A 23,685-nucleotide genomic window follows, 5' to 3' on the forward strand; every position below is an offset into this window, starting at 1 on the left:
CGTCAGGCGGTTTCGCCGCGCATGAGCCGGTACAGCGGGATCGGTTCGCCCGCACTGGAATTGGCCTCGATGCCCTTGCGCCACAAGCGGTGTGCCGCGTGCGAGAGCGACGCGTCCACGCCGACCTCCTCGCTGGCGTCGATGATGTGCTGCGCACCGGCCACCATCATGGTGTAGCTCGCGAGATCGCCCCAGCCGCCGGCCTTCGCGCTGGCGGCGTACTCGGTCATGAAGAACGGGAACGCCTCGTGGGAGCGCAGCGCGTAGGGCAGGAAGCGGGCGACGTCGTGCCCGGAGTTCTCGATCAGCGCCAGGGCCTGGTGATAGCCCAGCGTCCAGGGATGGAACACGGTCAGCAGCGCCTGGTAGAAGACCTGGGCGAGACCGTCGTCGTCGCCCAGGTACTCCTGCGGGCTCAACGGCCGCAGCAGGTCGGCGTGCGCCTCGAAGTCCACCCGCGGCCCGCTGTAGAACAGGTACGAGGCGGGGTGGGTGATGTTGTCTCCCGCCGACATGAAGCCGCCCGAGAGGAACCGCGCGCCGTGCTCGCGGACCCAGGCCCCGCCCCTGCGGGCGTTCTCGGGCGAGTCCGAGGACAGGTTCGCGATCACCTTGCCCGGCAGGTGATCCGGGGCCTGCCCGAGGACGTCGTACATGGCGGCGTAGTGGGTGAGGCTGAGCACGATCACCTCGTTGGCGTCGAGCGCCTCGGCCACGGTGGCCGCGCGCGTCGCCCCGAGTTCGGCCATGGCCGCGGCCTTCTCGGGGCTGCGGTTCCACACCGTCACCGCCACCCCGGCGTCCAGGAAGGCCCGCACCATGGCCCGGCCCATGGGTCCGAGACCGATGACGGTGACCGATCGTTGTGGCTGCATGTATTCCTCCGATTCCGTAATGTCCCTGGTGGGAATGGTTGTGCCGAGCGGAGGATCGGGCAATAACGCACGTGCGGATGCGGTTGCTTACCGAGACGTACGCAATACGGTCAGGAGGACGCGGTGACGACTGCGAGTGATACGGATCACCAGGTGTGCGGCATGTCGATAGCCATCGACGTGGTCGGCGGCAAGTGGCGCATGCACCTGATGTGGGTACTGGGCGAGGGTCCACAGCGCTTCGGGCGGATCCGCGCGCTCCTGCCCGGCGTGAGCGAGAAGGTGCTCACCGAGAATCTGCGCCACCTCGAGTCCGCCGGTGTCGTCCACCGCGAGATCTACCCGGAAATCCCACCCCGCGTGGAATATTCGCTCACCCCCCTGGGCGAGGACCTGGCCCAAGCCCTGAAACCCCTCGAGGACTGGGGCGACCGCCACCGCCACCGCCTCGCACCCCCGGCCTGACCCCAGGCCCGGCAACCCAGCCGCACCCCTTATTCGAATCCGCACCCGTTGTGGGGCTCTGAAAGGGGTGCGGATTCGAATAAAGGGTGCGGCTGGGTTGGTCAGGCAGGGGGAAGGTAGGTGAGGGCTAGGTGGGTGGCTAGTTGGGTCAGGAGGGGGGCGGCGGCGGGGATGGAGCGGGTGGGGTCGGGTTCGAGGTCGGAGAGGGGGTGGCAGGCGGTGAAACCGGCTCGGCGCCATTGGGGTTCGGTGAGGAGGCAGCGGCCGGCTACGGCTATCACCGGGATTCCGGCGGCGCGGGCGGCCTCGCTCACGCCCAGGGGGGCCTTGCCGTGGAGGGTTTGTTCGTCGAGAGAGCCCTCGCCGGTGATCACGAGGTCGGCGTCGGCTATGCGGGATTGGAAGTCGATCAGGTCGAGGACGACTCGGATGCCGGGGCGGGCGACGGCGTCGAGGACCGCCATGGCTCCGAAGCCGGTGCCTCCGGCGGCGCCCGCGCCGGGGCGGTCGGCGGTCTCGGGGGCGACGACGCGGGCCCAGTTCGCCAGGGCCGCGTCGAGGATCGCGCGTTGCTCGGCGTCCGCGCCCTTCTGTGCGCCGAAAACCATTGCGGCCCCGCGTTTTCCGAGAAGAGGATTGTCCACGTCACTGGCAAGGACGAACCGCGTCTCGCGCAGGGCCGGGTGCAGTCCGGCGCGATCGATGCGGTCCGCGTTCGCGAGAGCCGCTCCCCCCTCGGGCAATTCGCGGCCCGCAGCGTCGAGTACGCGCAGCCCGAGCGCCCGCAACATGCCCGCTCCCCCATCGGTGGACGCGCTGCCGCCCAGCCCCAGCACGATCTCGCGCGCCCCACGATCGAGGGTGTGCGCGACGACCTGACCGAGCCCGAAGGTGCTGGCGCGCAATGGATCCGGAATCCCGTCGGGTAGCCGCTCCTGACCCACCACCGCCGCGAGTTCGATGACAGCGGTCTGGTCACGCACAGCGTAGACCGCCTCGCCCGGCTCCCCGGTGGGCCCGCCCGCCGTCACCGTCACCCGATCCCATCCGGCCGCGAGGAACGCGTCCACCGTCCCATCCCCACCATCGGCCACCGGCAAACAGCGCAACTCCGCATCGGGCCGCACCCGCGCGATCCCGACCGCCAGCGCCGCCGCCACCTCGGGCCCGCTCAACGAACCCTTGAACTTGTCCGGCGCGAGGACAACCCGAACCCGCTTCTCCCGCATCCCGACATTCTGCTGCCCGCCCACCATCACCGCATCAGCTGATCCCCCGCCGGGCCACCACCGCCGCGTCAGCCGAGGGGAGCCTGGTCGGCGTGGTCTATGGTCACCGCACCGGTGTGCAGGTAGGTCAGGACCGCCTCATCGAGGATGGTGTTGCCGCGGCCGAAGGTGCCGTGGTCGCCGCCGTCGACTGTGATCAGGTGGCCGTTCAGGGCGGCGGTTGTTGCCGGGCCGCCCTCGTATTGGGTGAGGGCGTCGTGGCGGCTCTGCAAGACCAGCGGTGGGGTGTGTAAACCGTTGTCGGCGATGGGTACCGGGGTGGTGACGGCGGGCCAGTCGTCGCAGGCGATGCCGGAGCGGATGAGGTCGGCGCGGGCGTCGAGGGCGTTGCCGCCCGAGGCGACGGTGGCGGCCGCCGTGCCGATCAGCTCCGGCCTGCCCTCGATCGCGTTCTCGTTGCAGGTGATCGCGGCGAAGACGGCTCGGCCCGTCGGGTCGGTCGAGGTCACGCCCTCCAGCGCGCGCATGATCCGGGTGTCGTCGGGGTTGGTGTCGGTGTCGGCCATGGCCCGGGCGAAACTCGGCCAGAAGCCGCGGGTGTAGGTGGCCACCGAGGTGGCCGCCAGCAGCGGGACCTGCGCGGAGGCGCCGCCGGAGGCCAGCGTGCGGGCCAGATTCTGGGCCTGGCCGATCTGGTCGCGGCTGCCGTTGAAACCGTCGCGGGCGATGTCGGCCAGCGGCGGCGGTACGGTCGCGGGCACGTCGGCGGTGGTCGCGGGCGGCGGGGTGAGATTGGCGTACCAGCCGCCGCCCTGCGCGACCACCAGCCGCACCCAGTTCTGATACACCCGCAGCGGGGTGTCACCGAGGTGGTACTCGGCGTCGTGCGCGGCGATCCACGCGAACAGATCGTCCAACCGCTGCTTGCCCGCCACCTGCTGCTGGGCGAACTGCTCGGTCCACACCCAGTGCGGATTCACATTGGAGTCCAACACCATTCGGTCCACGCGCCCCGGGAACAGCGCCGCGTACACCGCGCCCAGGTAGGTGCCGTAGGAGATGCCGAGGAAGTCGATGCGGTCCACGCCGAGCGCGGACCGCACGGCGTCGAGATCGCGCGCGGTGTTCTCGGTGGTGATGGTGTCGACGTAGCCGGGCTGGGCGGCCTCGCACGCGGCCCGGGTGGGCGGGCGGTCCCTGCCGTCGGGCGACCGGCAGTCCAACGGAGTGGACCAGCGCATGCCGCGCGGCTGCACCGCGATCCGGTCGTAGTGGGCGCCGAGTTCGGCCGGGAGTTCCCGCACCCGCCGCGACCAGTAGTCGAGCGCGTCCGCGCCGGGGCCGCCGGGATTGGCGAAGATCGTCCCCCAGCGTTCGCCGGTGGCGCGAATCCGGCTCACGGTCAACTCGATTCGAGGTCCCGCGGGGGAGGTGTAGTCGCGCGGAACCGTGATCACCGCGCACTGCGCCCCGTTGCCGGGCGTCACCGCGCCCGCCGGGCAGGCGCCGAACACCGGCGCGGCCTCGGCGCCGGCCACCCCGCCGACCAGGTGTGCCGCCAGCACCGCCGCGAACATCCCGACCGTCGCGCGGGTCACCGTTCGTGTCGCCATCTGCGTCAATCTCTCCGGTCGTGCCGCCCGCGCACGGGGCCGCCTCACCCTCGACCCGAACATTCTGGGCAGCCGAACCCCCGCCGACAACTCGAACGCGACAAGCCGGGCCATCCGCGCACACTCGGCAACCCTCGGGTTCTAGGCTCGACGAGTGACAGCAGCGCTGACAGTCAGCAACAACACCGAGCAAGCGCGCTTCGAACTGCGGGTGGACGGCAATCTCGCCGGAATCGCGCAATATCAGGACACGGCCGGGGAACGCGCCTTCGTGCACACCGAGATCTATCCGCGCTACGAGGGCCAGGGCTACGGCCGCAAACTCGTGCAGGCGGCCCTGGACGACACCCGCGACGAGGGTTTCGGGATTCTGCCGCTGTGCCCGATGGTCCATCATTTCGTGGAATCGCGGCCGCAATATGTCGCATTGGTCCCCCATTGGGCGCGCGAACGATTCGGCCTGCCGGACAACTTGCCGGGATAAGCGGTAAACGGACACAACTCGAGCGGGCGTACGGGTTGATCCGGTGCGATGATGACCTAGTGGCACGCGCAGAGGAACACGGCGATCGCTCGCGACGCGAATTCCGGCACGAAGAACAGACGGTGCGGCCCGGCACGCTGCTGATCTCGGCGACCGATCTGGTCGAGCCGTCGTTCCGCCGAACCGTGGTGTACATCGTCGAGCACAACGACGCGGGCAGTCTGGGCGTGGTGCTGAACCGCCCCAGCGACACCGCCATTCACGACGTGCTGCCCCGCTGGGCCGAACTGGCCGCCCCGCCGCGCGCGCTGTATCTGGGCGGTCCGGTCAAACGCGACGCGGCCCTGTGCCTGGCCACCGTCCGGGTCGGCGCGTCGATCGATCGGGTGGCGGGCCTGCGCCGGGTGGACGGCCGGGTCGCCCTGCTGGATCTGGACTCGGATCCGGATCTGGTCGCGCCGCTGATCGAGGGCATCCGCGTCTTCGCCGGATACGCGGGCTGGACCTTCGGTCAGCTCGAGGGCGAACTGGAACGCGGCGACTGGATCGTGCTCTCGGCGCTGCCGTCGGACCCGATCGCCGGGCGCACCGATCTGTGGGCGCAGGTGCTGCGCCGCCAGCCGTTACCGCTGTCGCTGCTCGCCACACATCCGATCGAACCAGAACGCAACTGAGATACGTATTCACCCAGTGTGGGCATTTTCTCGCGATCGTCACATCGACTGACTCGGTGAGCTCGTGGCGGGCTCATCCTGGACGCCCCGCGACGGGGCCGACACGCAGCCGTCCCGCGTCGGTCCGCCGATTCCCGACGGGACCGACGGGGATTCCTCGCAGGCGCGACTGCTGCGGGTGCTCTACGACGAGCACGCGACCGCGCTGTGGCGCTACACCTACAGCCTCGTCGGGGATTCGGGACGGGCCGAGGACATCGTGCAGGAGACGCTGCTGCGGGCGTGGCAGCGACCGCACGTCCTCGATCAGTCGACCGCGTCGGCGCGGGCCTGGTTGTTCACCGTGGCCCGCAACATGGCCGTCGACGAACATCGCAGCGCCCGGCGCCGGCGCGAGTACCGCACCGACAATCCGCCCGAACAGGCCAGCCCCGATCAGGCCGATCGCGCCCTGGACGGCTGGCTCATCGCCGACGCGCTCGCCCGGTTGAGCACCGACCATCGCGAGGTGATCGTACGGGCCTACTACCGCGGCCTGTCCACCCACCAGATCGCGACCGAACTGGCCATTCCCGAAGGCACCGTGAAATCCCGAATGCACTACGGCATGCGAGCGCTGCGCTCGGCACTACAGGAGATGGGGGTGACGAAGTGACCGACGACGAGTACGCGACGTGGGACGCGCCGTACGTACTCGGCGCGCTCGATCGGGCCGAACGGCTGGAATACGAGGAGCATCTGGCCACCTGCCGCCCCTGCCGGGCCGCGGTGGCCGAGCTGGCCGGGCTGCCGAGTCTGCTCGGCCGCGTGGAACCGGCCGTGGCCCTGTCGCTGGTGGATCCGCAGCCCGAACCGCTGCACGAGCGGACCAATCATCGTCCCGAACCCGTTGCGCCGCAACCCGATTCGACGCCGGAACTGCTGCCCCGGCTGGTGCGCCGGACCGACGCGAGTCGCCGGAGGGGACGGCTCGCGGCGGCGGGCGCGGCGGTGCTGGCGGCGGCCGCGGCGGTCGCCGTCGCGGTCCCGATCACCGTGGGCGTGACCCATCGGGACACCCCGTCCGTGGCCGCGACCGGGCAGGTGGTGGCCGAGCGGCAACTGGAACCGCTGGCGGCGACGGCCGTCTCGGCCACCGTCAGGATCATCGACGCGGGCGGGCGGGCCACGGTGGAGATGTCGTGCCGCTACGCGCCCGGCTCCTCCCCGTACCAGGAGAACTTCGAACTCTGGCTGACCTCGCGAACCGGGTTGACCGCCGAGCTGGTCGGCTGGACGGCGGGGCCCGGCGACGATCTGACCCTGACGCGCACGACGGACGTGCCGCCGGATCAGATCGCCGCGGTCGAGATCCGCGCCAAGGGCGCGACGATCCTGCGCTCGGCGATCTGACGCCTAGCGGCGCAGGCTCTCCTCGTCCGGCGTGGCCCGCACGGTCAGCGACCACAGATTGGTGTCGTCGCGCCGCAGCGAGCGCCGGATGCCGTCGCCCGCGGGATGATTCAGCGCGTGCCGCACCGCGGCCGCGGCGGCCGGATCGCCCACCGCGATGCGCGCGCTGCCGTCCGGATACCCCTTCGCCGCGATACCCGCGCGGGCCAGTGTGTCGGCGATCCCCGAACCGGGAAGGTACAGGAAGTTCGCGCGGCTGCGCGGCACCCGAAAACCCTCCCGCCGCAACGCCGTTCGCAACAGCTCCCGCTCGGTGGTGATCCGCAGGACGCGCTCGGCCAGCTCGGATTCGGCGGCGTAGGAGGCCGTCACCGCCGCCACCGCCGTCTCCGGGATGCCGAAGGGCACCTGCAACCGGCGCACCCGGCTCACCAGTTCGGGCGCGCCGAAAACGTACCCGATCCGCAGTCCCGCCAGACCGTACGCCTTGGAGAAGGTGCGCAGCACCAGCAGATTCGGATACCGGGCGACCAGGTCGAGCGGATCGAGCAGGTCACCGGCGCCGAGGAATTCCACGTACGCCTCGTCCAGGATGACGGGGATGTGCCGGGGCACGGCGAACAGGAACGCCTTCAACTCGCTCGCCGGAACCACGGTGCCCGTCGGATTGTGCGGACGGCACACCGCGACCAGGCCGGTGCGGTCGTCCACCGCGCGCAGCATCGCCCACAGATCCTGCCGCCCCGACGAATCCAGCGGCACCGCAACCGATTCCAGCCCGACCATCTCGGCCATGATCGGATAGCCGTCGAAGGTCGGCGCGGCGAACACCATGCGCTGCCGCGGTGCGGTGAGCGCCTGCATGATCTGCATGATCACCCCGGTGCCGCCCGCGCCCACCACCACGCGGTCCGGCGGCACCCCGAGGTGGTGGGCGATCAGGTTCGGCAGCCGCCGCGGCAGGAACTCCGGGTAGCGGTTGGCGTGCGCGACCGTGCTGCGCACCGCGTCGAGGACCGAGGGCAGGGGCGGGAACGGATTCTCGCTGAGCGTCAGGTCGTAGCGCGGCCCGACCGGACGGGACACCTCGTGTTCCCGCGAACGCGTCGGTTCGGTGCGCCACGACCTGCTGCTCATCGTGTCGCTCCCCACCGCACGGCCGCCGCGGCCGCGAAGTCGCCCGCGTGCGCGAAGGCCGACATGAGCACGACCGAGCCCGGCCGCAATCGGCCCGCGGAGTTCTCCACGTCCAGCGTCACCGGAATGCCCGCGGCGAACAGGTTTCCGCACCGGTCGAAGGTGTCGGGATGGCGTTCGGCGGGCAGTTCCAGCGCGTCGTGCCAGTTACGCAGGAACAGCCGGTTGGGCTGATTGGTGACGAAGGTGTCGATGTCGCGGGCCTTCACCCCGATCCGCTCGCACACCGCCAGCGCGACCTCGGGCACCAGCCGGTTGCCGCGCGCGAACACCTTGGTGATCTTGGATTCGGTGAAGCTCACGCAGCCCTGGCCCTCGCCGGGCTCCCAGTACTTGCGCTCGGAGTTGGTGCTGAACTCCATATCGCCCGCGAACTCCGGATAGGTCCGGCACTCGATGTCGAGGATCGGGGCGTCGGCGTTCTTCACCAGCAGCCCCACCCCGCAGCCGTCGCCGGGCACGGGCGCCTGGGCCAGGCCGCGGATATCGGTCTGGGTGAACACCGGACCGGCCGTGTTCTGCGACACCGCGATCAGCGCGCTGCGCGCGTCGGTGGTGCGCAGGATCATCCGGGCCAGCGACATCAGGTGCACGAAGGCCGCGCAGCCGCCGTTGTGCACGTCGATCACGTGGTCCGGGCGCATGTTGAGTCGCCGGGCCACCTCCGGTCCGCACCCGAGGACGGGATTGGTGGGCAGCTGGGTGTGGGTGAGCAGCACGTCCACACCCGAGATCGCCTCGCGCCCATGGCGTTCCACCAAGGGCGCGATCGCGCGCTCGACCATGTCCACCGCCGTCTCGTCGCGGTCGACGTGGTGGCGGGCCTTGGGCGCGCGGAACATGACGTTCTTGGCCATCCGCTCGGAACGGGAGAACTGGGTGAAGTATTCGGTGCCGACGGGTTCGCCGGGCAGGTAGCTCGCCACGTCGACCAGGCTCACCGGTGGTGCTGTCGTGTCCATGCCGGATCTCATTTCATCCACTCGGGTTTGATCGGAAGGCCGTGCGCGGCACGGTATTCCGCGATCGCCTTGAGGTTGTCCAGTTCCAGTTGGTGGCCCGCGGAGAACATCTCCCAGAAATCGCCCACCCACACCGGGCGTTTCGGCGGCGCGGCCTCGGGATAGGGATTCTCGTCGTAGAACGGGTGACGGCAATTCGTCCACAGCACAACCGAGCCCGGCTTATCGAACACCACCTGCGCGTCGACCACCCGCATCAGATAGATCATCCACAGGTGTTCGCCCTGATCCCACGCGCAGTGGTAATCGACGGTCATCGCCTCGGGATTGGCGACCGTGCGGGTGTAGATCTTGGTCTCCGGGCCCAGCCGGTCGTAGGCCAGCCACAGCCCCGGCCGCTCGGTGGGCACGAATCCGCGCAGGCTGTAGGTCCATTCCTCCAGCGAGCGGGTGTCGGCCAGATACTCGTAGAGCTCGCGCGGCGGCGCGTCGATATACCCCTGCACCGGGCAGAAGTCGCCGTAGATCTGGTCGTGCGGATACACCGACCGGAGCATGTCCATGATGATCGGGGTGGTCGCCTCGCGATCGGAGTTCTCGATGCGCAGTACTCCCGGAATCACCTTCTCGGGAATATCGCTGAGTGCGGGCAGGGCGCTGGTGGTCACGAATGCCTCCTCGGTGCCGACAGGAACGGTAGAAACGGCGGAATCTCGTCCGGGTCGCAGTCGATCGAGACGAACGACGGGCCCGGGTGCTGCGTGCAGCGGCGGACGGCAGCACTCAATTCGTCCGCGCTGGCGGGCGAATACGCGGGTAGGTCGGGGAACATCGCCGCCATGCCCGCGCCGGGATGCGCGGGCCGGAAACGGTTGAAGCTGTAGCGATCCCCGTAGTAGAGCTGTTCGCGGGTTATGCACATGGCGTGCGCGTTGTTGTTGAAGATCACGAACGTCACCGGCAGGTCGTATTCGATGGCGGTGTGCACCTCCATGCCGTGCATGAAGAAAGCGCCGTCACCGGCGATGACGAAGGTCCGCCGCACCCCGCCGTCGGGGCGGCGCCGGCGCGCGAAGGCCGAGCCGATGCCCGCGCCGAACGCGTACCCCATCCCGCCCATCCCCAGGGCGACGACGAACCGTCCCCCGCGCGGCAACCGCAGGTGATGCACCACGGCCGCCCCGGTGTTGCCCGCGTCGACGAAGACGTCGGTGCCGGGTTCCATTGCCGCGCCGAGTGTTTCGACGATCTCCCGATAGCGCAGACCGGGTCCGGTGGCCTCGGGCACCGACAGCGGGGTGGTGCGCGCCGCGGCGCTCGTCGCGGCCCGCCCGTCGTCCAGATCGTCGGCCAGCTCCGCGAGCGCGGCGGCCAGGTCGCCGGTCTGGGCGTGCGTCGAATCCGCGTACGGCGCTTCGGCTCCCACGCTGACCAGCGCCGGATGGGTGAGCGCCTCGTCCAGCCCGGTGCGCGCGGTGATCGGTAGCCGGGTGCCGACCAGCAGGCACACCGCCGCGCCCCGGACCGCCTCGACCAGTTCGGGATGCCCCATGCTCCCGGCCACCCCGCAGAAGCCGGGTTCGTCGTGGTCGAAGACGTCCTTGGCGTCCGGCGCGACGCCGACCGCAGCGTCCAGAACCGCTGCCAGCCTGCGCAGTTCGCCGCGCGCGTCGTCGCGCGCCACCTGATCGCCCGCGATGAGGGCCACCTTGCCCCGGGCGTGCCCGTGGCGCAGGGCGTCGCGGACGCGGGCGAGCGCGGCGGGATCCGACAGCGGCGCGCGGCGCGGCGGGCGGAACGGTTCGGCCGCGAGTGGGGCCTGCTGAACGTCCTTGGGCAGCAACAACACCGCGGGCCCGCCCCGGTGCAGGGCGTGCACGGCGCGCTCGAGCTGGTCGGGCAGGTCGGCGGCGTCGGTCACGCGCGCGCAGAAGTACGAGATCGGCTCGAAAATCCGTGCGGCGTCGAAGGTTCCGGCGAGCCCGCTGGTGTCCTGGAACGCGCCCGCGCCCGCCAGCGCGGTCGGCGGCTGTCCCACCAGGGCCAGCACCGGGACTCGCGAGGCGAACGATTCCGCCAGTCCCGCAACGAGATTCATGGCCCCGCCGCCGGATGTGGCGGCGACGACCCCGAATCCGGCGGTCGATCGGGCGTACCCGTCGGCCATGGTGGCGGCGGAGAATTCGTGCTTGGCGACCACCGCGGTCAGCTCGTCGGGCGCGTCGAAGATCGCGTCGTAGAGATCCTCGATATTGGCGCCGTCCACCCCGAAGATGTGCCGGACACCGAGTTCGGCCACGGCCCGCACCAGGTAGTCCACCGCTCGTGACGGCATCCGTACTCCTTTCGGGGGTTCGAGCGGGCGGACGTCCGCCGTCGCTCTCACACCCGGATACGAGAAACTCCGCCGTCGGGTTCATCGCCGCTTGCCTTGTACGTATACGTCTACATATAGTGGAGCCATGCCCAACAAGACCGTGTACGTCTCCGACGACGACCTCCCCTTGTTCCAGCGCGCGCAGGAGCTGGTGGGCGGCAATCTGTCCGGCGCGATCGTGACGGCCCTGCGGCGGTTCATCGAACTCGAGGAGGGGCGGCAGGAGGGGTACGACGAGGTGGTCGTGCGGGTCGGCCGCAACGGCGCCCGGCAGGTGCGCTTCTCCGGCGCGCTGCTGGGCGAGTCGCGCGACGTCAACGATCAGGACTGGCGATACCTGCGGGTATGGCGTACGCGCAAGGGCAGATTCGCGCTGCACGCGCAGATCTCGAAGTGGTCGGAGTACCCGACCCAGACCCACAAGAACTGGATCAAGGAGCTGACCGACTGGCGTCGCATGCTCGGCGTCGTCGATCCGGACTGGGGTGATTTCACCCTGGACACCTTCGATTCGATCACCGACCTGAAGGGCAGGATTCCCGACAGCCTCTACGCCCGCGTCCGCGATCTCGCCGAGCACCCGCAGATCGAGGACCTCGACATCTGACGTAACCGACTGTCCCACAACCGAATACGACCCACCTTGACCGCGAGACCACGGCGGTCACGGCGTGGTCGAAGCATGCATTCATAACCATCCATTGATGAAAGGAACGTCCGTGCACACTGGGCAACCCGCACCGGCCATCGCCGTGACCGGCCTGCGAAAATCCTTCGGCGAGCAGGTCGTTCTCGACGGCATCGACCTCACGGTGCCACGCGGCACGATCTTCTCGCTGCTCGGCCCCAACGGCGCCGGGAAGACCACGACCGTGCAGATCCTGTCGACGCTGCTGCGCGCCGACGGGGGCGAGATCCGGGTGGGCGGCCACGACGTCGCGGCCGATCCGGACGCCGTGCGCTCGCTCATCGGGGTCACCGGTCAGTTCTCCGCGGTCGACGAACTGCTCACCGGACGCGAGAACCTGCTGCTCATGGCCGATCTGCACCACCGGCCGCGGGCCGAGCGCCGCCGGTTGGCCGACGACCTGCTCGACCGCTTCGACCTGACCGAGGCGGCCGACAAGGTGGTCAGCGGCTACTCCGGCGGGATGACCCGGCGGCTGGATCTGGCCATGACGCTGGTCGGCGAGCCCGAGGTCATCTTCCTCGACGAGCCGACCGTGGGCCTGGATCCGCGCAGCCGCCGCGCGGTGTGGGACATCATCCGCGAGTTGGTGTCCGGCGGCGTGACCATCTTCCTCACCACCCAGTACCTCGACGAGGCCGACGAGCTCGCGCAGCGCGTGGCGGTGCTCGAGCACGGCCGCATCGTCGCCGAGGGCACGCCCGAACAGCTCAAGCGGCTGGTGCCCGGCGGGCACATCCGGCTCACCTTCGCCGAGTCGCCGGACCTGGCGGCGGCCGCGGATCTGCTGGGCGGGGTGGCCGAGGCCGAGGACCGCACCCTCGCCGTGCCTACCGACGGGTCGGTCACCGCGCTGCGGGCCGTACTGGATCGGCTCGAGGGGGCGCGCATCGAACCCGAGGCGCTGTCGGTGCACACCCCCGATCTCGACGACGTCTTCCTCACCCTCACCGGTCAGTCCGTTCCCGAGAAGGAATCCGCACGATGAGCACGCTCTCCTACACCCTCGCCGATTCGGCGACCATGCTGCGCCGAAACCTGGTGCACGCCAAGCGGTATCCGGCGCTGACCATCGGTGTGCTCGTCATGCCGGTGCTGTTGCTGTTGATGTTCAATTACGTGTTCGGCGGGGCGCTGGGCAAGGCGATCGAGGGGAATTACGTCGACTACCTCGTGCCCGGGATGATGTTGATGATTCCGGCGTATCTGATCGTCAGCGTGGCGGTCGGGGTGGCCTCGGATATGACCAAGGGCATCGTCAACCGGTTCCGGACGATGCCGATGTCGCATTCGGCGATCCTCACCGGACAGGTCGTGGGGACGGTCATCCAGGGGTTGCTGGGTGTGGCCGGGATGGTCGCGGTCGGCGTCCTCATCGGCTTCCGCCCGCACGCCGGCGTCCTCGGCTGGCTGGGCGCCTTCGGCCTCATCGCCCTGGTGATGTTCGCCCTCACCTGGCTGGGGGCCGGATTCGGCCTGGCCGCCTCCACGCCCGAGAGCGCCAGCAATACCCCTACCGTGATCGTCTTCCTTCCGTTCCTCGGCAGCGGTCTCGTCCCGACCGACACCATGCCCACCGGGGTTCGCCACTTCGCGGAGTACCAGCCCTTCACACCGCTGACCGAAACCCTGCGGGGGTTGTTGATGGGCGGGCCGGTGGCGAGTCACGCTGTCGTGGCGATCGCGTGGTGTGTGGGGATCACTGTGGTGGGGTATGTGTGGTCGGTCACGCTGTTCCGGCGGAAGACTCGTTAGCCCCTGCGCCTTCGGCGCGGGGACAAGGGGGGTGGGCGCGGGGACAAGGGGGTTGGCGCGGGGACAAGGGGGTTGGCTCTGAATCCCAGCCCGGTCCCCCTCGGCCCCCAGTTCCCAGCCCGGTCCCTCTCGGCCCCCAGTTCCCAGCCCGGTCCGCCCAGCGGGCCGGGCTGGGATTCCGAGCATCATGGAACCCATGGACCACCCGAGCGGCTTCCGACCGAACCCGCCTCCTGCCACGGGCACTCGCAGCCGCGTTCTGGCGCGGCTGCGGGTCGCCCGTTGGGAGTTGATCCTGCGGCAGACGATCATCGAGCCGGGCGGGGACAGTGGGTGGCACTACCATGACGGGACGCTGGTGGTGCTGGTGACCGGCGGGACGCTCGATCATCCCGGAATGGATTGCGCGCCGGTGCGTTACGGGCCGTGGCGGGTGTTCCGCGAGCCCAGTGGGCGCGAGCGCGCGCACCTCGCTCGCAATGGGGGGACGAAAGCGTTGATGCTCACGGTCCTGTATCTCAATCCCGCCGACAGTCCGTTGTCCCGGCAGGTCGAGCCGCCGCCGTGCGCTCAGGACGCGCGGTAGGCGCGCAGCCAGTCGGGGAACGCGGTGAGGTCCGGCAGCACGACATCGGCCCCGGCGGCGCGCAGTTCGTCGGCGGCGCACGGGCCGGTGGCGACCGCGACCGAATACGCCCGTGCCGTGCGGGCTCCCAGGACGTCGCCGATGTGGTCGCCGACGTAGACGCTCGCGCCGTGGTCGCGCAGGGCCTCGGCCTTGCGCTCGGCCCACAGGTCACCGATGACCGCGTCGGCGTCGATGCCCAGATGCTCGAGGTGCAGTTTGGCGTTGGGTTCGTATTTGGCGGTGACCACGACGCTGCGCCCGCCCGCGGCCCGCACCGCCTCGATCGCCTCGCGCGCGCCGGGCATGACGACCGTGCCGGTGATGGCGTGGGTGGGATACATCGAGCGGTACAGCTCCGCCATCGCCGTCACGTCCTCGGCCGGAAACCAGTGTCCCAGTTCGATTTCCAGCGGCGGGCCCAGGCGGGTGACGGTGAGATCGCAGTCGATGGGGACCCCGGTGCGTTCGGACAGCGCCCGATAACACTCCCGGATGCCGGGCCGCGAATCGATCAGGGTCATGTCCAGGTCGAAGCCGACCGTGAAACCGGGCATCGCTCAGTCGGCGGTCCGGCAGGCGTCGCGCAGCGAACACGCCCCGCAGGCGCTTCCGCAGCCACCGGTCTCGGGGACGGGCGGCAGCGCCCGCGCGGCGGCGTCGACCCCGGCGCCCAGGGTGAACAGCGCGATCACCGCGACCACGGCGGCGGCCACGAACCCGATCGGCCCGCCCACGACGAGCACGACGAAACCCCCGGCGGCCAGCAGCACACCGGCGCCCACGGAGGTCGGCGCGGCGACGCGATTGGCGAGGCGGAAGGTCTCCTCGCTGCGCAGCGCCGGCTCGGTGTGCACACCGAAGAAGCGATTGGGGGGCAGGGAACCGGTCAGTCCGAGCAAGCCGGTGACGACGGCCACCGCCGCCAGCACGAACAGGATCAAGGCCACCACGAACACTCCGATCACGCTACCCCGCCGTACCCGCCGCCCCTCCTCGGGCCCCGCCACCGCACGTTCTACCCTGGTGAAGACCGCTGACCAGGGAGAAGGCATAACAGTGCAGGACACTCGCGACACCGAACCGACCGGTACCGCCGTCCGCGGTGACGGCGGCGTGCCCGCGCACCGCTACAACGCCGACCTCGCCGCCCGCATCGAGCGCAAGTGGCAGCGGACCTGGGCGGAGCGCGGCACCTTCCACGCGCCGAATCCGGTCGGCCCGCTGGCCGGGGACCCGCCCGAGGACAAGCTGTTCATCCAGGACATGTTCCCGTACCCGTCCGGCGCCGGACTGCACGTCGGTCATCCGCTGGGCTATATCGCCACCGACGTGTTCGCCCGCTATCACCGGATGCGCGGGCGAAATGTGTTGCACGCCTTGGGTTACGACGCGTTCGGCCTGCCCGCCGAGCAGTACGCGGTGCAGACCGGCGCGCATCCGCGGGTGACCACCGAATCGAATATCGACACCATGCGCCGCCAGTTGGACCGGCTGGGGCTGGGCCACGATCCGCGGCGCACGTTCGCCACCACCGATCCCGAGTTCTACAAGTGGACGCAGTGGATCTTCCTGCGCATCTACAACTCCTGGTACGACCCGGTCGCGAACAAGGCCCGGCCCATCGACGAGCTGGCGGCCGAATTCGCCGCGGGCACCCGGGCCACCCCGGACGGGCGGGCCTGGGCCGAATTGTCGCCCGCCGAACAGGGTTTCGTGCTCGACGCGCATCGGCTGGTGTACCGCTCGGATTCGACGGTCAACTGGTGCCCGGGGCTGGGGACGGTGCTGGCCAACGAGGAGGTCACCGCCGAGGGGCGCAGTGAGCGCGGGAACTTCCCGGTGTTCCGGAAGCGGTTGCGGCAGTGGATGATGCGCATCACCGCCTATGCCGATCGGCTCATCGACGATCTGGAACTGCTGGACTGGCCGGAGAACGTGAAGGCCATGCAGCGCAACTGGATCGGGCGTTCGCGCGGGGCGCGGGTGCGGTTCGCGGTGGGCGAGGAGAGCATCGAGGTGTTCACCACGCGGCCGGACACGCTGTTCGGCGCGACGTATGTGGTGCTGGCACCCGAACACGAGCTGGTGGATCGGCTGGTGGCCGAGCGGTGGCCGAACGGGATCGATCCGCACTGGACGTTCCAGTCGGCGACGCCGGTGGAAGCCGTTGCGGCGTACCGGAAGTCGATCGCCGCGAAGTCGGATCTGGAGCGGCAGGAGAACAGGGACAAGACCGGGGTGTTCCTCGGGGTGTACGCCGTCGATCCGGTGCGCGGCGAACGGGTTCCGGTCTTCATCGCCGATTACGTACTGAGCGGATACGGGACCGGTGCGGTCATGGCCGTGCCCGGCCACGATCAGCGGGACTGGGAGTTCGCGACGGCCTTCGGGCTGCCGATCCGGGAAGTGGTCGCGGGCGGGGACATCGCGGAGGCGGCGTACTCCGGGGACGGGACGCTGGTCAACTCCGGATTCCTCGACGGACTCGATGTGGAGACCGCCAAGGCGCGGATCGTCGAACGGCTCGAGGCGACCGGGGCCGGGGCGGGCACGGTGCAGTACAAGCTGCGGGACTGGCTGTTCGCGCGGCAGCGGTACTGGGGTGAGCCGTTCCCCATCGTGTACGACGAGCAGGGCCGGGCGCACGCGTTGCCGGATTCGATGCTGCCCGTACTGCTTCCGGAGGTCGAGGACTTCGCGCCGGTGACCTTCGATCCCGACGACGCCGATTCCGAGCCGTCGCCGCCGCTGGCCAAGGCCACCGACTGGGTGCACGTGGAACTGGATCTGGGTGACGGGCCCAAGCGGTATCGCCGGGACACCAATGTGATGCCGCAGTGGGCGGGCAGCTCCTGGTATCAGCTGCGCTACACCGATCCGACCAACACCGAGGCCCCGGCCGCGCCGGAGAACGAGCGGTACTGGCTGGGGCCGCGCCCCGCCGAGCACGGGCCCGACGATCCGGGCGGGGTGGATCTGTACGTCGGCGGCGTCGAGCACGCCGTGCTGCACCTGCTGTACGCGCGGTTCTGGCAGAAGGTGCTGTTCGACCTGGGCGTGGTCTCCGGGTCCGAGCCGTATCGGCGGCTGTTCAACCAGGGGTACATCCAGGCGTACGCCTACACCGACGAGCGCGGCACCTACGTGCCCGCCGCCGAGGTCGTCGAGCGGGATCGAAAGTTCTTCTGGACCAACGAATCCGGTGTGGAACTGGAGGTGTTCCAGGAGTACGGGAAGATCGGCAAATCGCTACGGAACGCGGTCTCGCCCGACGAGATGTACGACCTGTACGGGGCGGACACCTTCCGGGTCTACGAGATGTCCATGGGCCCGCTCGACACCTCCCGTCCGTGGGCGACCAAGGACGTCGTCGGCGCCCACCGCTTCCTGCAACGGGTCTGGCGCCTGATCGTCGACGAGGAGACCGGCGCCCCGCGCGTCACCGACGAGGCCCCCACCGACACCACGCTCCGCCTCCTGCACCGCACCATCGAGGGCGTCGACGCCGACTACGCCGCACTGCGCGACAACACCGCGGGCACCAAACTCATCGAACTCACCAACCACCTCACCAAGACCTACCCCGACGCCACCCCCCGCGCCGCCGCCGAACCCCTCGTCCTCATGCTCGCCCCCATGGCCCCCCACATCGCCGAGGAACTCTGGGAACGCCTGGGCCACAACACATCCCTGGCCCACACCCCCTTCCCCACCCCCGACCCGACCTACCTCACCACCACCGAAATCGAATACCCCATCCAAATCAACGGAAAGGTCCGCACCCGCATAGCGGCCCCCGCCGACGCCGACCCCACCACCATCGAATCCCTCGCCTTGGCCGACCCGAAGGCCCAGGAGTTCCTCGCGGGCCGCACCCCCCGCAAGGTGATCGTCGTCCCCAACCGCCTGATCAACATCGTCCTCTGACCCCGCCAGACGGAAACCGCGGCGGCCGAGCGGCTTCCATTTGCCGCCGGAGGCACACCTCTTGTCCCCCGCCGAGCGAAGCGAGGTGGGGGTTACGGGAGGAGGACGTCGTTGAGGGTGACCAGGGAGAGGTTGCGGGAGCGGATGATGTCTACCAGTTGGGGGTAGACGTGGGTGACGGGGGGGTGGTTGGCGTGGCCTATGACTATGGCTTGGGGGGTGAAGTATTGGCGGGCCATGTCCAGGAGGTAGTCCTCGGTGATCAGTTGGGAATCGGCCAGGGTGCCGTACCACATGGTGGGGACGGTGTAGCCGCAGTCGGCGGCTACTCGGTCGACGGTGGGGTCGTGGTAGCCGTAGGGTGGGCGGTAGTAGGGGGTGCCGTCGACGCCGAAGGTGTTGTGCAGGAAGGTTTTCGCTCGGGTGAGTTGGTCGGCGACCTGGGTGGGGGAGAGTTTGGTTAGGGCGGGATGGTCCCAGGTGTGGTTGCCGAGTTGGATCTGGCCGGAGTCGACCAGGGGGCGCAGGGCGTCTCGGTGGGTGGTCCAGGCGTCGTAGTAGGCGGTGACGAAGAAGGTGAAGCGGGCGCCGGTGTCGCGGGCGAATTGGATGTAGGCGCCGACGACCTCGGGGCTGGCGCCGTCGTCGACGGTCAGGGCGAGGTTGTTGCCGGGGCCGGGTAGGGCGGTGAGGGTGCCGTGCGGCACGGGTGTCCTCGGGCCGGCGGGCGGGGGCGGCAGCAGCGACGGGGGCGGCGGTGGCGCGGCGGGGCCGCCGCCGGAACCGCTGGGCAGCGGCGGATCGCCCTCGGCGAGGGTGGATCCGGCCAGCGCGGCCGTGGCGCCGACGGCACCGGCCGCCAGCAGGGTCAGGAACTGGTGCCGGGACAACCTCGAACTCATAGCGCACCCAACATATTCGGGATGCCGCCCGCACCGCATGAATTCGAGATGACGTCGAGCCGAACCTTCTCAGCGCGCGATCGGCCGCAGCACGATCTCGGTGGGGTGGGCGTCGCGCGGCGTCTCCACCGCGTTGCGGATCGCCCACGCCACCGTCTCGGCGGTCAGGAAATCCTCCGCCCGGTACTCCCGCCCCTCCCCCGCCACGATCTCGCGCTGCATATCGGTATCGATCCGCCCGGGATGGATCGAGGTCACCCGCAGGTCGGGTTCCTCCTGCCGCAGCGCGTCCCCGAACGCCCGCAGCCCGAACTTGCTCGCCGCGTACAACCCCCACTCCGGATGCGCCCGCAACCCGGCCCCCGAATTGATCAGCAGCACATGCCCTTTCGCGGCCCGCAGCGCAGGCAACAGCACCCGGGTCAGTTCGGCGACCGCGATCAGGTTGGCCTCCAACGTCTCTCGCCATCGCGCCGCCGACGCCCCCGCGATCGGGCCCAGATACCCGGCCACCCCGGCGTTGTTCACCAGCACGTCCAGCCGCTCGATCCGCGCGGCGGCCGCCGCCACCGCGTCGTAGTCGGTCAGATCCACGGGCCAGGCCGTGGCCCCGGGCAATTCGCGCAGGATCGGTTCGAGCGACGCGGCGGTCCGCGCCCCGAGCAGCAGCCGATGGGTCGGCGCGAGTTCGCGGGCGATCGCCGCCCCGAGCCCACGGCTCGCTCCCGTGATCAGCGCGGTCGGTCCGGCGGCGGGGCTGTGGGTGACCATGCCCACACCGTAACGTTCGATTGGCGTAACCAGGCGGTCACGTCCGACGATGGATTCGGCAGCCCGCCCGTCCGGGGGCTTCCAGGCACTCCAGTCACGAACCGAGGCGATGTGGTGACAACGACAGGAGAACCCGCGCAACGCGCATACCCGCGGGTGGCACCGCAGAATAAGGGGATGAAGGGACCGGGTTTCACCCCGACGCAGCTGGCGGCGCGCGCCGCGTACCTGTTGCGCGGCAACGACCTGGGCACGATGACCAGCGCCGCGCCCAAACTCTATCCGCACATGTGGAGCTGGGACGCCGCGTTCGTCGCGGTCGGGCTGGCCCCGCTGAGCGTCGAACGCGCCGTGGTCGAACTCGACACGCTGCTGTCGGCGCAGTGGAAGAACGGCATGATCCCGCACATCGTGTTCGCGGGCGGCAAGGACGGCTACTTCCCGGGTCCGGCCCGCTGGGAGTGCCGCAGGCTGGCCGCCAACGCGCCCGACGGCGTCGACACCTCGGGCATCACCCAGCCGCCCGTGCACGCGATCGCGGTGCAGCGCATCCTCGATCACTCCCGCCGCCACGGCCGCAGCACGCGCGCGGTCGCCGAGGAATTCCTCGATCGCCGCTGGACCCGGCTCATGCGCTGGCATCGCTGGCTCGCGCACTCCCGCGATCCGAAGGGCAACGGCCGCATCACGCTCTACCACGGCTGGGAATCGGGCATGGACAACTCGCCGCGCTGGGATCGCGCCTACGAGAACGTGACTCCCGGCCCCGGCATGCCGCCCTACGAGCGCGCCGACATCCTGCTGGTCGATCCGGCGCAGCGGCCCACCGACCGCGAGTACGACCGCTACCTGTGGCTGGTCGAGCAGATGCGCCGCTGCGGCTACGACGATTTCCAGCTCGCCTCGACGATGAACTTCGCGGTCGAGGACGTCTTCGTCACCGCGATCTTCGCCCTGGCCTGCGAGGTGCTCGCCAATATCGGCGAGGACTACCGGATGCCCCACGCCGATGTGCGCGAGCTGTACGAGTGGGCCGACTACTTCCGCGCCGGGGTGATCGCGACCACCGATCCGCGCAGCGGCGCGGCCCGCGACTACGACGTGCGCCTGGAACGCTGGATCGATACCGAGACCCTCGCCATGTTCGCCCCGCTGCTGTGCGGCGGCCTGCCGCGCGACACCGAGCGCGCCCTGCTGCGCCTGTTCGAGGGTCCGCGCTTCTGCGGCCACCCGGATCTGCTGTACGCGCTGCCGCCGTCCACCTCGCCGGTGTCGAAGGATTTCCGCGCCCGCGAGTATTGGCGGGGACCGGTGTGGCCGGTGATGAGCTGGCTGTTCTCCTGGGTCTTCGCCCGCCGCGGCTGGGCCGAGCGCTCGCTCATGTTGCGCGCGGAGGGGCTGCGGCAGGCCAGCGACGGCAGTTTCGCCGAGTACTACGAGCCGTTCACCGGCGAGCCGCTGGGCAGCATGCAGCAGTCGTGGACGGCCGCATCGGTTTTGGACTGGTTGGGCTAGCCTCGAGCAATTTCTGTGCCGAGTCACACCCGCGAATCGTGGCCGCGGCGGGTGTGGCTGCTTACCCTGATAGCCATGCATCGACGCGCAGTGGCTCGTTCCAAAGTACGTCGCACCCTGCTCGCGCTGCCGCTCGCGGCGACGCTGGGCTTATTCTCGGCAACCGGCCTGGCAAGCGCCGAGCCGTCCGGTCCCGATGTGTCGTCGTGGCAGCACATCGACGGGCGCTTGATCAACTGGTTCGAGGTTCGCGCCTCGGGCAACAATTTCGCCATGGTCAAGGCGACCGAGGGGTTGTCCTACGTCAATCCCTATTTCGTGCCCGACAGCGTGCTCATGCGGGCGGCGGGTGTCGCGCGCGGCACCTATCACTACGCGCGCCCGGCGCTGCCGCCCGAACCGCAGGCCGCGGTGTACGCGAGTGTGGTGCTGGGGCAGAACGGTCCGCTGGATCTGCCGCCGGTGCTCGACCTCGAGGATTCGGGCGGCCTGCCCCCGGCGGCGCTCATCGACTGGACCCACCGCTATCTGAACACGGTGCAGGCGCTGACGGGCCGGACGCCGATCATCTACACCTATCCGAACTTCTGGCGGACGGCGATGGCCGACTCGCACGAGTTCACCGGCTACCCGCTGTGGATCGCCGACTATCGCGGCAACGAGCAGCCGGAGGTGCCGGGCGGCTGGGCGACGTGGACGTTCTGGCAGACCACGGATTCGGGGCGCATCCCCGGGATCGCGGGCAACACCGATCTGAACGTATACAGCGGCGCGCAGGGCGATTTCGCTCGGTTCGCCAACATGGGCTGACACGTCTTCGGCCGCCGCGCGAAACGCGCGGCGGCCGAAGGGTTTTCGCTCAGCTGTTCACCGGGATCGCGATCACCACCTCGTCCTCCCGGCCGGGCAGGTAGCGGACCTGCACGATCCGGCCGACCTGGAGGGCGGGCACGGCCGCGGGCGGGACGAACTTGTCGGTGCGCGCGGTGAAGACACCGCCGTCGGGCCGGGTCACCCCGAGTTCCAGCAGGACCTTCACGTGCCCGTCGCGGATCTCGCCCGGGGCGGACAGCGACCGCACCACCGCCTGGGCCGCGACACCCCGCTCGGCGATGTCGAGCTTGTCGCGGGTGGTGACGCCGCGCCGGATCATGGCCTCGTTGTAGGCGGCCTGGGTGCGGGCGGAGTCGCCAGAGCGGTCCAGTTCGACCCGGTCGGTGCGGCCGGGCAGGTAGCGCACCGGCAGCACCACGCCGGGCCGCAGCAGCGCCAGTTCGGTGAGCGGGACGATGACCTTGGCGTGCGACGCGAAGGTCTGCCCGTCCTCGCCCTCGACGTCGAGGTCCAGACGCACCTGGGGCTGATCGTTGACGGTCAGTCCGGTCTGACGGACGGCCCGGACGGTGCCGATGCCGATCGCGCCGTCCGGGAACGCGGAGCTGTTCCTGCCGGTGAACGCCTCGAATATGCCCGCCCCGGTGAAGGCGAACACGATCGGCACGACAGTGAGCGCGATGATCGGCAGGCCCATTTGCCAACCGACCCAACCCCATTCGTCGCCGAAACCGTTCGGGTCGTGATAGGTGATGCCGTGCCAGAGGTAGTAGCCGATGGCGAGCGCGGCGAGGATGAGGGTGCCGGTGCGGATCTTCGTGGTCACGGGTCAGCCTCCGACGATGGTGGAGCAGGCGAAGGTGAGGTCGAACGTCGACGTCTTGACGCCCGCGAGCGGGTTGGCCGGATCGGGCGCGGCGACGCCCTCGCCGGTCACCCGGTAGGTGTTGCCGTCCTTGTCGACCCGCGCGGATCCGCCCGGCTGGCCGTTGCCGAAGCCGACCGCGTAGGGCAGGCCCGCGGAACCGCCCTTGCTGCCGGTGATGCCGACGGCCTGGACGGTGTCGGCGCCGGTGATGGTCGCGCTGGCGGCGAGGTTGCCGTAGGTGGCGTTGGCGGCGTCGGTGATCGAGAGGGCGAGCACGCCGCCCTGCTTCGCGCAGGTGGTTTGGAAGGCGCCGCTCAGCGTCTTGCCGTCGACCGACACGACCGAGACGTTCGAGGTGCTCTTGCCCGGGGCGGCCGGGCCGTTCGAGGTGGTGGTCGCGGGGGCGCTGCCGGAGGTGTCGCCGCAGGCGGTGAGGGCGGCGGTGACGGCGGCGGTGGCCGCGGCGGCGATGAGGCTGCGGCGAATGATGGTGCGGTTCATGATGTTTCCTCTTTCGTGTGGTTCTCGT

The 23,685-nt window shown here is 69.9% G+C and carries 25 protein-coding genes; 12 read left to right on the forward strand and 13 right to left on the reverse strand.

The features are described from left to right. Positions 1 to 2: 2 nt before the first annotated feature. Positions 3 to 875 (reverse strand): NAD(P)-dependent oxidoreductase, encoded by an 873-nt coding sequence (locus ACFYTQ_RS08035; protein WP_387358140.1) that lies wholly within the window; start codon positions 873 to 875, stop codon positions 3 to 5. 123 nt (positions 876 to 998) lie between these two features. Between ACFYTQ_RS08035 and ACFYTQ_RS08040 the strand changes: the two genes are divergently transcribed. Next, positions 999 to 1,340, forward strand: coding sequence for a winged helix-turn-helix transcriptional regulator (locus ACFYTQ_RS08040; protein WP_387358142.1), 342 nt, complete (start codon positions 999 to 1,001; stop codon positions 1,338 to 1,340). Positions 1,341 to 1,441: 101 nt separating this feature from the next. Here the strand turns inward: ACFYTQ_RS08040 and ACFYTQ_RS08045 are convergent, their stop codons facing one another. Both ACFYTQ_RS08045 and ACFYTQ_RS08050 read right to left on the reverse strand, forming a co-directional pair. Further along, complete coding sequence (locus ACFYTQ_RS08045; protein ID WP_387358144.1) at positions 1,442 to 2,569, reverse strand: glycerate kinase; 1,128 nt, start codon at positions 2,567 to 2,569, stop codon at positions 1,442 to 1,444. 68 nt (positions 2,570 to 2,637) lie between these two features. After that, entirely contained in the window at positions 2,638 to 4,182 is a 1,545-nt protein-coding gene (locus ACFYTQ_RS08050; protein WP_387358146.1) for an alpha/beta fold hydrolase, read from the reverse strand. 154 nt (positions 4,183 to 4,336) lie between these two features. Between ACFYTQ_RS08050 and ACFYTQ_RS08055 the strand changes: the two genes are divergently transcribed. The 4 genes from ACFYTQ_RS08055 (at position 4,337) to ACFYTQ_RS08070 (ending at position 6,732) form a co-directional block, all read left to right on the forward strand. Further along, positions 4,337 to 4,666: a GNAT family N-acetyltransferase gene (locus ACFYTQ_RS08055; protein WP_387358148.1), complete on the forward strand. Its 330-nt coding sequence runs from the start codon at positions 4,337 to 4,339 to the stop codon at positions 4,664 to 4,666. Between the two features lie 59 nt (positions 4,667 to 4,725). After that, positions 4,726 to 5,340: a YqgE/AlgH family protein gene (locus tag ACFYTQ_RS08060; protein WP_387358150.1), complete on the forward strand. Its 615-nt coding sequence runs from the start codon at positions 4,726 to 4,728 to the stop codon at positions 5,338 to 5,340. Positions 5,341 to 5,470: 130 nt separating this feature from the next. Then, positions 5,471 to 5,995, forward strand: coding sequence for a sigma-70 family RNA polymerase sigma factor (locus ACFYTQ_RS08065; RefSeq protein ID WP_387359161.1), 525 nt, complete (start codon positions 5,471 to 5,473; stop codon positions 5,993 to 5,995). After that, positions 5,992 to 6,732, forward strand: a complete 741-nt coding sequence (locus ACFYTQ_RS08070) for an anti-sigma factor family protein (protein ID WP_387358152.1) — start codon at positions 5,992 to 5,994, stop codon at positions 6,730 to 6,732. Before ACFYTQ_RS08065 ends, ACFYTQ_RS08070 begins: the two co-directional genes overlap by 4 nt. A 3-nt stretch (positions 6,733 to 6,735) precedes the next feature. Here ACFYTQ_RS08070 and ACFYTQ_RS08075 read toward each other — a convergent pair whose 3' ends face one another. Genes ACFYTQ_RS08075 through ACFYTQ_RS08090 form a run of 4 tightly spaced genes read right to left on the reverse strand, consistent with a single transcriptional unit; the run spans position 6,736 to position 11,226 of the window. Beyond that, positions 6,736 to 7,869, reverse strand: coding sequence for an aminotransferase class I/II-fold pyridoxal phosphate-dependent enzyme (locus ACFYTQ_RS08075; protein WP_387358154.1), 1,134 nt, complete (start codon positions 7,867 to 7,869; stop codon positions 6,736 to 6,738). Then, complete coding sequence (locus ACFYTQ_RS08080) at positions 7,866 to 8,891, reverse strand: 3-oxoacyl-ACP synthase III family protein (protein ID WP_387358156.1); 1,026 nt, start codon at positions 8,889 to 8,891, stop codon at positions 7,866 to 7,868. Before ACFYTQ_RS08080 ends, ACFYTQ_RS08075 begins: the two co-directional genes overlap by 4 nt. Before the next feature lie 8 nt (positions 8,892 to 8,899). Continuing rightward, on the reverse strand, positions 8,900 to 9,559 hold the full coding sequence (locus tag ACFYTQ_RS08085) for an SRPBCC family protein (RefSeq protein WP_387358158.1): 660 nt from the start codon (positions 9,557 to 9,559) through the stop codon (positions 8,900 to 8,902). Then, positions 9,556 to 11,226, reverse strand: a complete 1,671-nt coding sequence (locus ACFYTQ_RS08090) for a thiamine pyrophosphate-binding protein (protein ID WP_387358160.1) — start codon at positions 11,224 to 11,226, stop codon at positions 9,556 to 9,558. Before ACFYTQ_RS08090 ends, ACFYTQ_RS08085 begins: the two co-directional genes overlap by 4 nt. A 127-nt stretch (positions 11,227 to 11,353) precedes the next feature. Here ACFYTQ_RS08090 and ACFYTQ_RS08095 point away from each other — a divergent pair, with 127 nt between their 5' ends. The 4 genes from ACFYTQ_RS08095 (at position 11,354) to ACFYTQ_RS08110 (ending at position 14,297) form a co-directional block, all read left to right on the forward strand. Further along, positions 11,354 to 11,875: an EXLDI protein gene (locus ACFYTQ_RS08095; RefSeq protein WP_387358162.1), complete on the forward strand. Its 522-nt coding sequence runs from the start codon at positions 11,354 to 11,356 to the stop codon at positions 11,873 to 11,875. 112 nt (positions 11,876 to 11,987) lie between these two features. Next, a complete protein-coding gene (locus tag ACFYTQ_RS08100) occupies positions 11,988 to 12,944 on the forward strand; it encodes an ATP-binding cassette domain-containing protein (protein ID WP_387358164.1) in 957 nt (318 codons plus the stop codon). Then, the gene (locus tag ACFYTQ_RS08105) at positions 12,941 to 13,711 is read left to right on the forward strand and encodes an ABC transporter permease (protein WP_387358166.1); all 771 of its coding nucleotides are present in this window, start codon (positions 12,941 to 12,943) and stop codon (positions 13,709 to 13,711) included. The genes ACFYTQ_RS08100 and ACFYTQ_RS08105 overlap by 4 nt, the downstream gene beginning before the upstream one ends. Before the next feature lie 196 nt (positions 13,712 to 13,907). Next, a complete protein-coding gene (locus ACFYTQ_RS08110) occupies positions 13,908 to 14,297 on the forward strand; it encodes a cupin domain-containing protein (RefSeq protein ID WP_387358168.1) in 390 nt (129 codons plus the stop codon). Here ACFYTQ_RS08110 and ACFYTQ_RS08115 read toward each other — a convergent pair. Both ACFYTQ_RS08115 and ACFYTQ_RS08120 read right to left on the reverse strand, forming a co-directional pair. Further along, on the reverse strand, positions 14,282 to 14,893 hold the full coding sequence (locus ACFYTQ_RS08115; RefSeq protein ID WP_387358170.1) for an HAD family hydrolase: 612 nt from the start codon (positions 14,891 to 14,893) through the stop codon (positions 14,282 to 14,284). The two genes, ACFYTQ_RS08110 and ACFYTQ_RS08115, sit on opposite strands and share 16 nt — an antisense overlap. Before the next feature lie 3 nt (positions 14,894 to 14,896). Then, positions 14,897 to 15,295, reverse strand: coding sequence for an SdpI family protein (locus ACFYTQ_RS08120; protein WP_387359163.1), 399 nt, complete (start codon positions 15,293 to 15,295; stop codon positions 14,897 to 14,899). Positions 15,296 to 15,395: 100 nt separating this feature from the next. Between ACFYTQ_RS08120 and leuS the strand changes: the two genes are divergently transcribed. Continuing rightward, on the forward strand, positions 15,396 to 18,266 hold the full coding sequence (gene leuS / locus ACFYTQ_RS08125; RefSeq protein ID WP_387358172.1) for a leucine--tRNA ligase: 2,871 nt from the start codon (positions 15,396 to 15,398) through the stop codon (positions 18,264 to 18,266). 92 nt (positions 18,267 to 18,358) lie between these two features. On the opposite strand, the gene ACFYTQ_RS08130 is transcribed toward leuS, so the two are convergent. After that, a complete protein-coding gene (locus ACFYTQ_RS08130) occupies positions 18,359 to 19,168 on the reverse strand; it encodes a polysaccharide deacetylase family protein (RefSeq protein WP_387358174.1) in 810 nt (269 codons plus the stop codon). A 69-nt stretch (positions 19,169 to 19,237) separates the two neighbouring features. Next, on the reverse strand, positions 19,238 to 19,939 hold the full coding sequence (locus tag ACFYTQ_RS08135) for an SDR family oxidoreductase (protein ID WP_387358176.1): 702 nt from the start codon (positions 19,937 to 19,939) through the stop codon (positions 19,238 to 19,240). Positions 19,940 to 20,116: 177 nt separating this feature from the next. Between ACFYTQ_RS08135 and ACFYTQ_RS08140 the strand changes: the two genes are divergently transcribed. Both ACFYTQ_RS08140 and ACFYTQ_RS08145 read left to right on the forward strand, forming a co-directional pair. Beyond that, entirely contained in the window at positions 20,117 to 21,454 is a 1,338-nt protein-coding gene (locus ACFYTQ_RS08140) for a glycogen debranching protein (protein ID WP_387358178.1), read from the forward strand. A 75-nt stretch (positions 21,455 to 21,529) separates the two neighbouring features. Then, positions 21,530 to 22,264: a glycoside hydrolase family 25 protein gene (locus ACFYTQ_RS08145; protein WP_387358180.1), complete on the forward strand. Its 735-nt coding sequence runs from the start codon at positions 21,530 to 21,532 to the stop codon at positions 22,262 to 22,264. A gap of 49 nt (positions 22,265 to 22,313) precedes the next feature. Here ACFYTQ_RS08145 and ACFYTQ_RS08150 read toward each other — a convergent pair whose 3' ends face one another. Together ACFYTQ_RS08150 and ACFYTQ_RS08155 are read right to left on the reverse strand one after the other, a co-directional pair. After that, positions 22,314 to 23,114, reverse strand: coding sequence for a hypothetical protein (locus ACFYTQ_RS08150; protein ID WP_387358182.1), 801 nt, complete (start codon positions 23,112 to 23,114; stop codon positions 22,314 to 22,316). 3 nt (positions 23,115 to 23,117) lie between these two features. Continuing rightward, on the reverse strand, positions 23,118 to 23,657 hold the full coding sequence (locus tag ACFYTQ_RS08155; protein WP_387358184.1) for a lipoprotein LpqH: 540 nt from the start codon (positions 23,655 to 23,657) through the stop codon (positions 23,118 to 23,120). Between the last annotated feature and the right edge of the window lie 28 nt (positions 23,658 to 23,685).

The organism is Nocardia sp. NPDC004068 (genome assembly GCF_042874315.1).
Taxonomy (GTDB): Bacteria; Actinomycetota; Actinomycetes; order Mycobacteriales; family Mycobacteriaceae; genus Nocardia.

Excerpts from the sequence above, each read along its gene's own strand:
- ACFYTQ_RS08035 (WP_387358140.1), bottom strand. The coding sequence starts at position 875 with ATGCAGCCACAACGATCGGTCACCGTCATCGGTCTCGGACCCATGGGC.
- ACFYTQ_RS08045 (WP_387358144.1), bottom strand. The coding sequence starts at position 2,569 with ATGCGGGAGAAGCGGGTTCGGGTTGTCCTCGCGCCGGACAAGTTCAAG.
- ACFYTQ_RS08050 (WP_387358146.1), bottom strand. The coding sequence starts at position 4,182 with ATGGCGACACGAACGGTGACCCGCGCGACGGTCGGGATGTTCGCGGCG.
- ACFYTQ_RS08075 (WP_387358154.1), bottom strand. The coding sequence starts at position 7,869 with ATGAGCAGCAGGTCGTGGCGCACCGAACCGACGCGTTCGCGGGAACAC.
- ACFYTQ_RS08080 (WP_387358156.1), bottom strand. The coding sequence starts at position 8,891 with ATGGACACGACAGCACCACCGGTGAGCCTGGTCGACGTGGCGAGCTAC.
- ACFYTQ_RS08090 (WP_387358160.1), bottom strand. The coding sequence starts at position 11,226 with ATGCCGTCACGAGCGGTGGACTACCTGGTGCGGGCCGTGGCCGAACTC.
- ACFYTQ_RS08095 (WP_387358162.1), top strand. The coding sequence starts at position 11,354 with ATGCCCAACAAGACCGTGTACGTCTCCGACGACGACCTCCCCTTGTTC.
- ACFYTQ_RS08105 (WP_387358166.1), top strand. The coding sequence starts at position 12,941 with ATGAGCACGCTCTCCTACACCCTCGCCGATTCGGCGACCATGCTGCGC.
- ACFYTQ_RS08110 (WP_387358168.1), top strand. The coding sequence starts at position 13,908 with ATGGACCACCCGAGCGGCTTCCGACCGAACCCGCCTCCTGCCACGGGC.
- ACFYTQ_RS08115 (WP_387358170.1), bottom strand. The coding sequence starts at position 14,893 with ATGCCCGGTTTCACGGTCGGCTTCGACCTGGACATGACCCTGATCGAT.
- ACFYTQ_RS08130 (WP_387358174.1), bottom strand. The coding sequence starts at position 19,168 with ATGAGTTCGAGGTTGTCCCGGCACCAGTTCCTGACCCTGCTGGCGGCC.
- ACFYTQ_RS08135 (WP_387358176.1), bottom strand. The coding sequence starts at position 19,939 with ATGGTCACCCACAGCCCCGCCGCCGGACCGACCGCGCTGATCACGGGA.
- ACFYTQ_RS08140 (WP_387358178.1), top strand. The coding sequence starts at position 20,117 with ATGAAGGGACCGGGTTTCACCCCGACGCAGCTGGCGGCGCGCGCCGCG.
- ACFYTQ_RS08145 (WP_387358180.1), top strand. The coding sequence starts at position 21,530 with ATGCATCGACGCGCAGTGGCTCGTTCCAAAGTACGTCGCACCCTGCTC.
- ACFYTQ_RS08155 (WP_387358184.1), bottom strand. The coding sequence starts at position 23,657 with ATGAACCGCACCATCATTCGCCGCAGCCTCATCGCCGCCGCGGCCACC.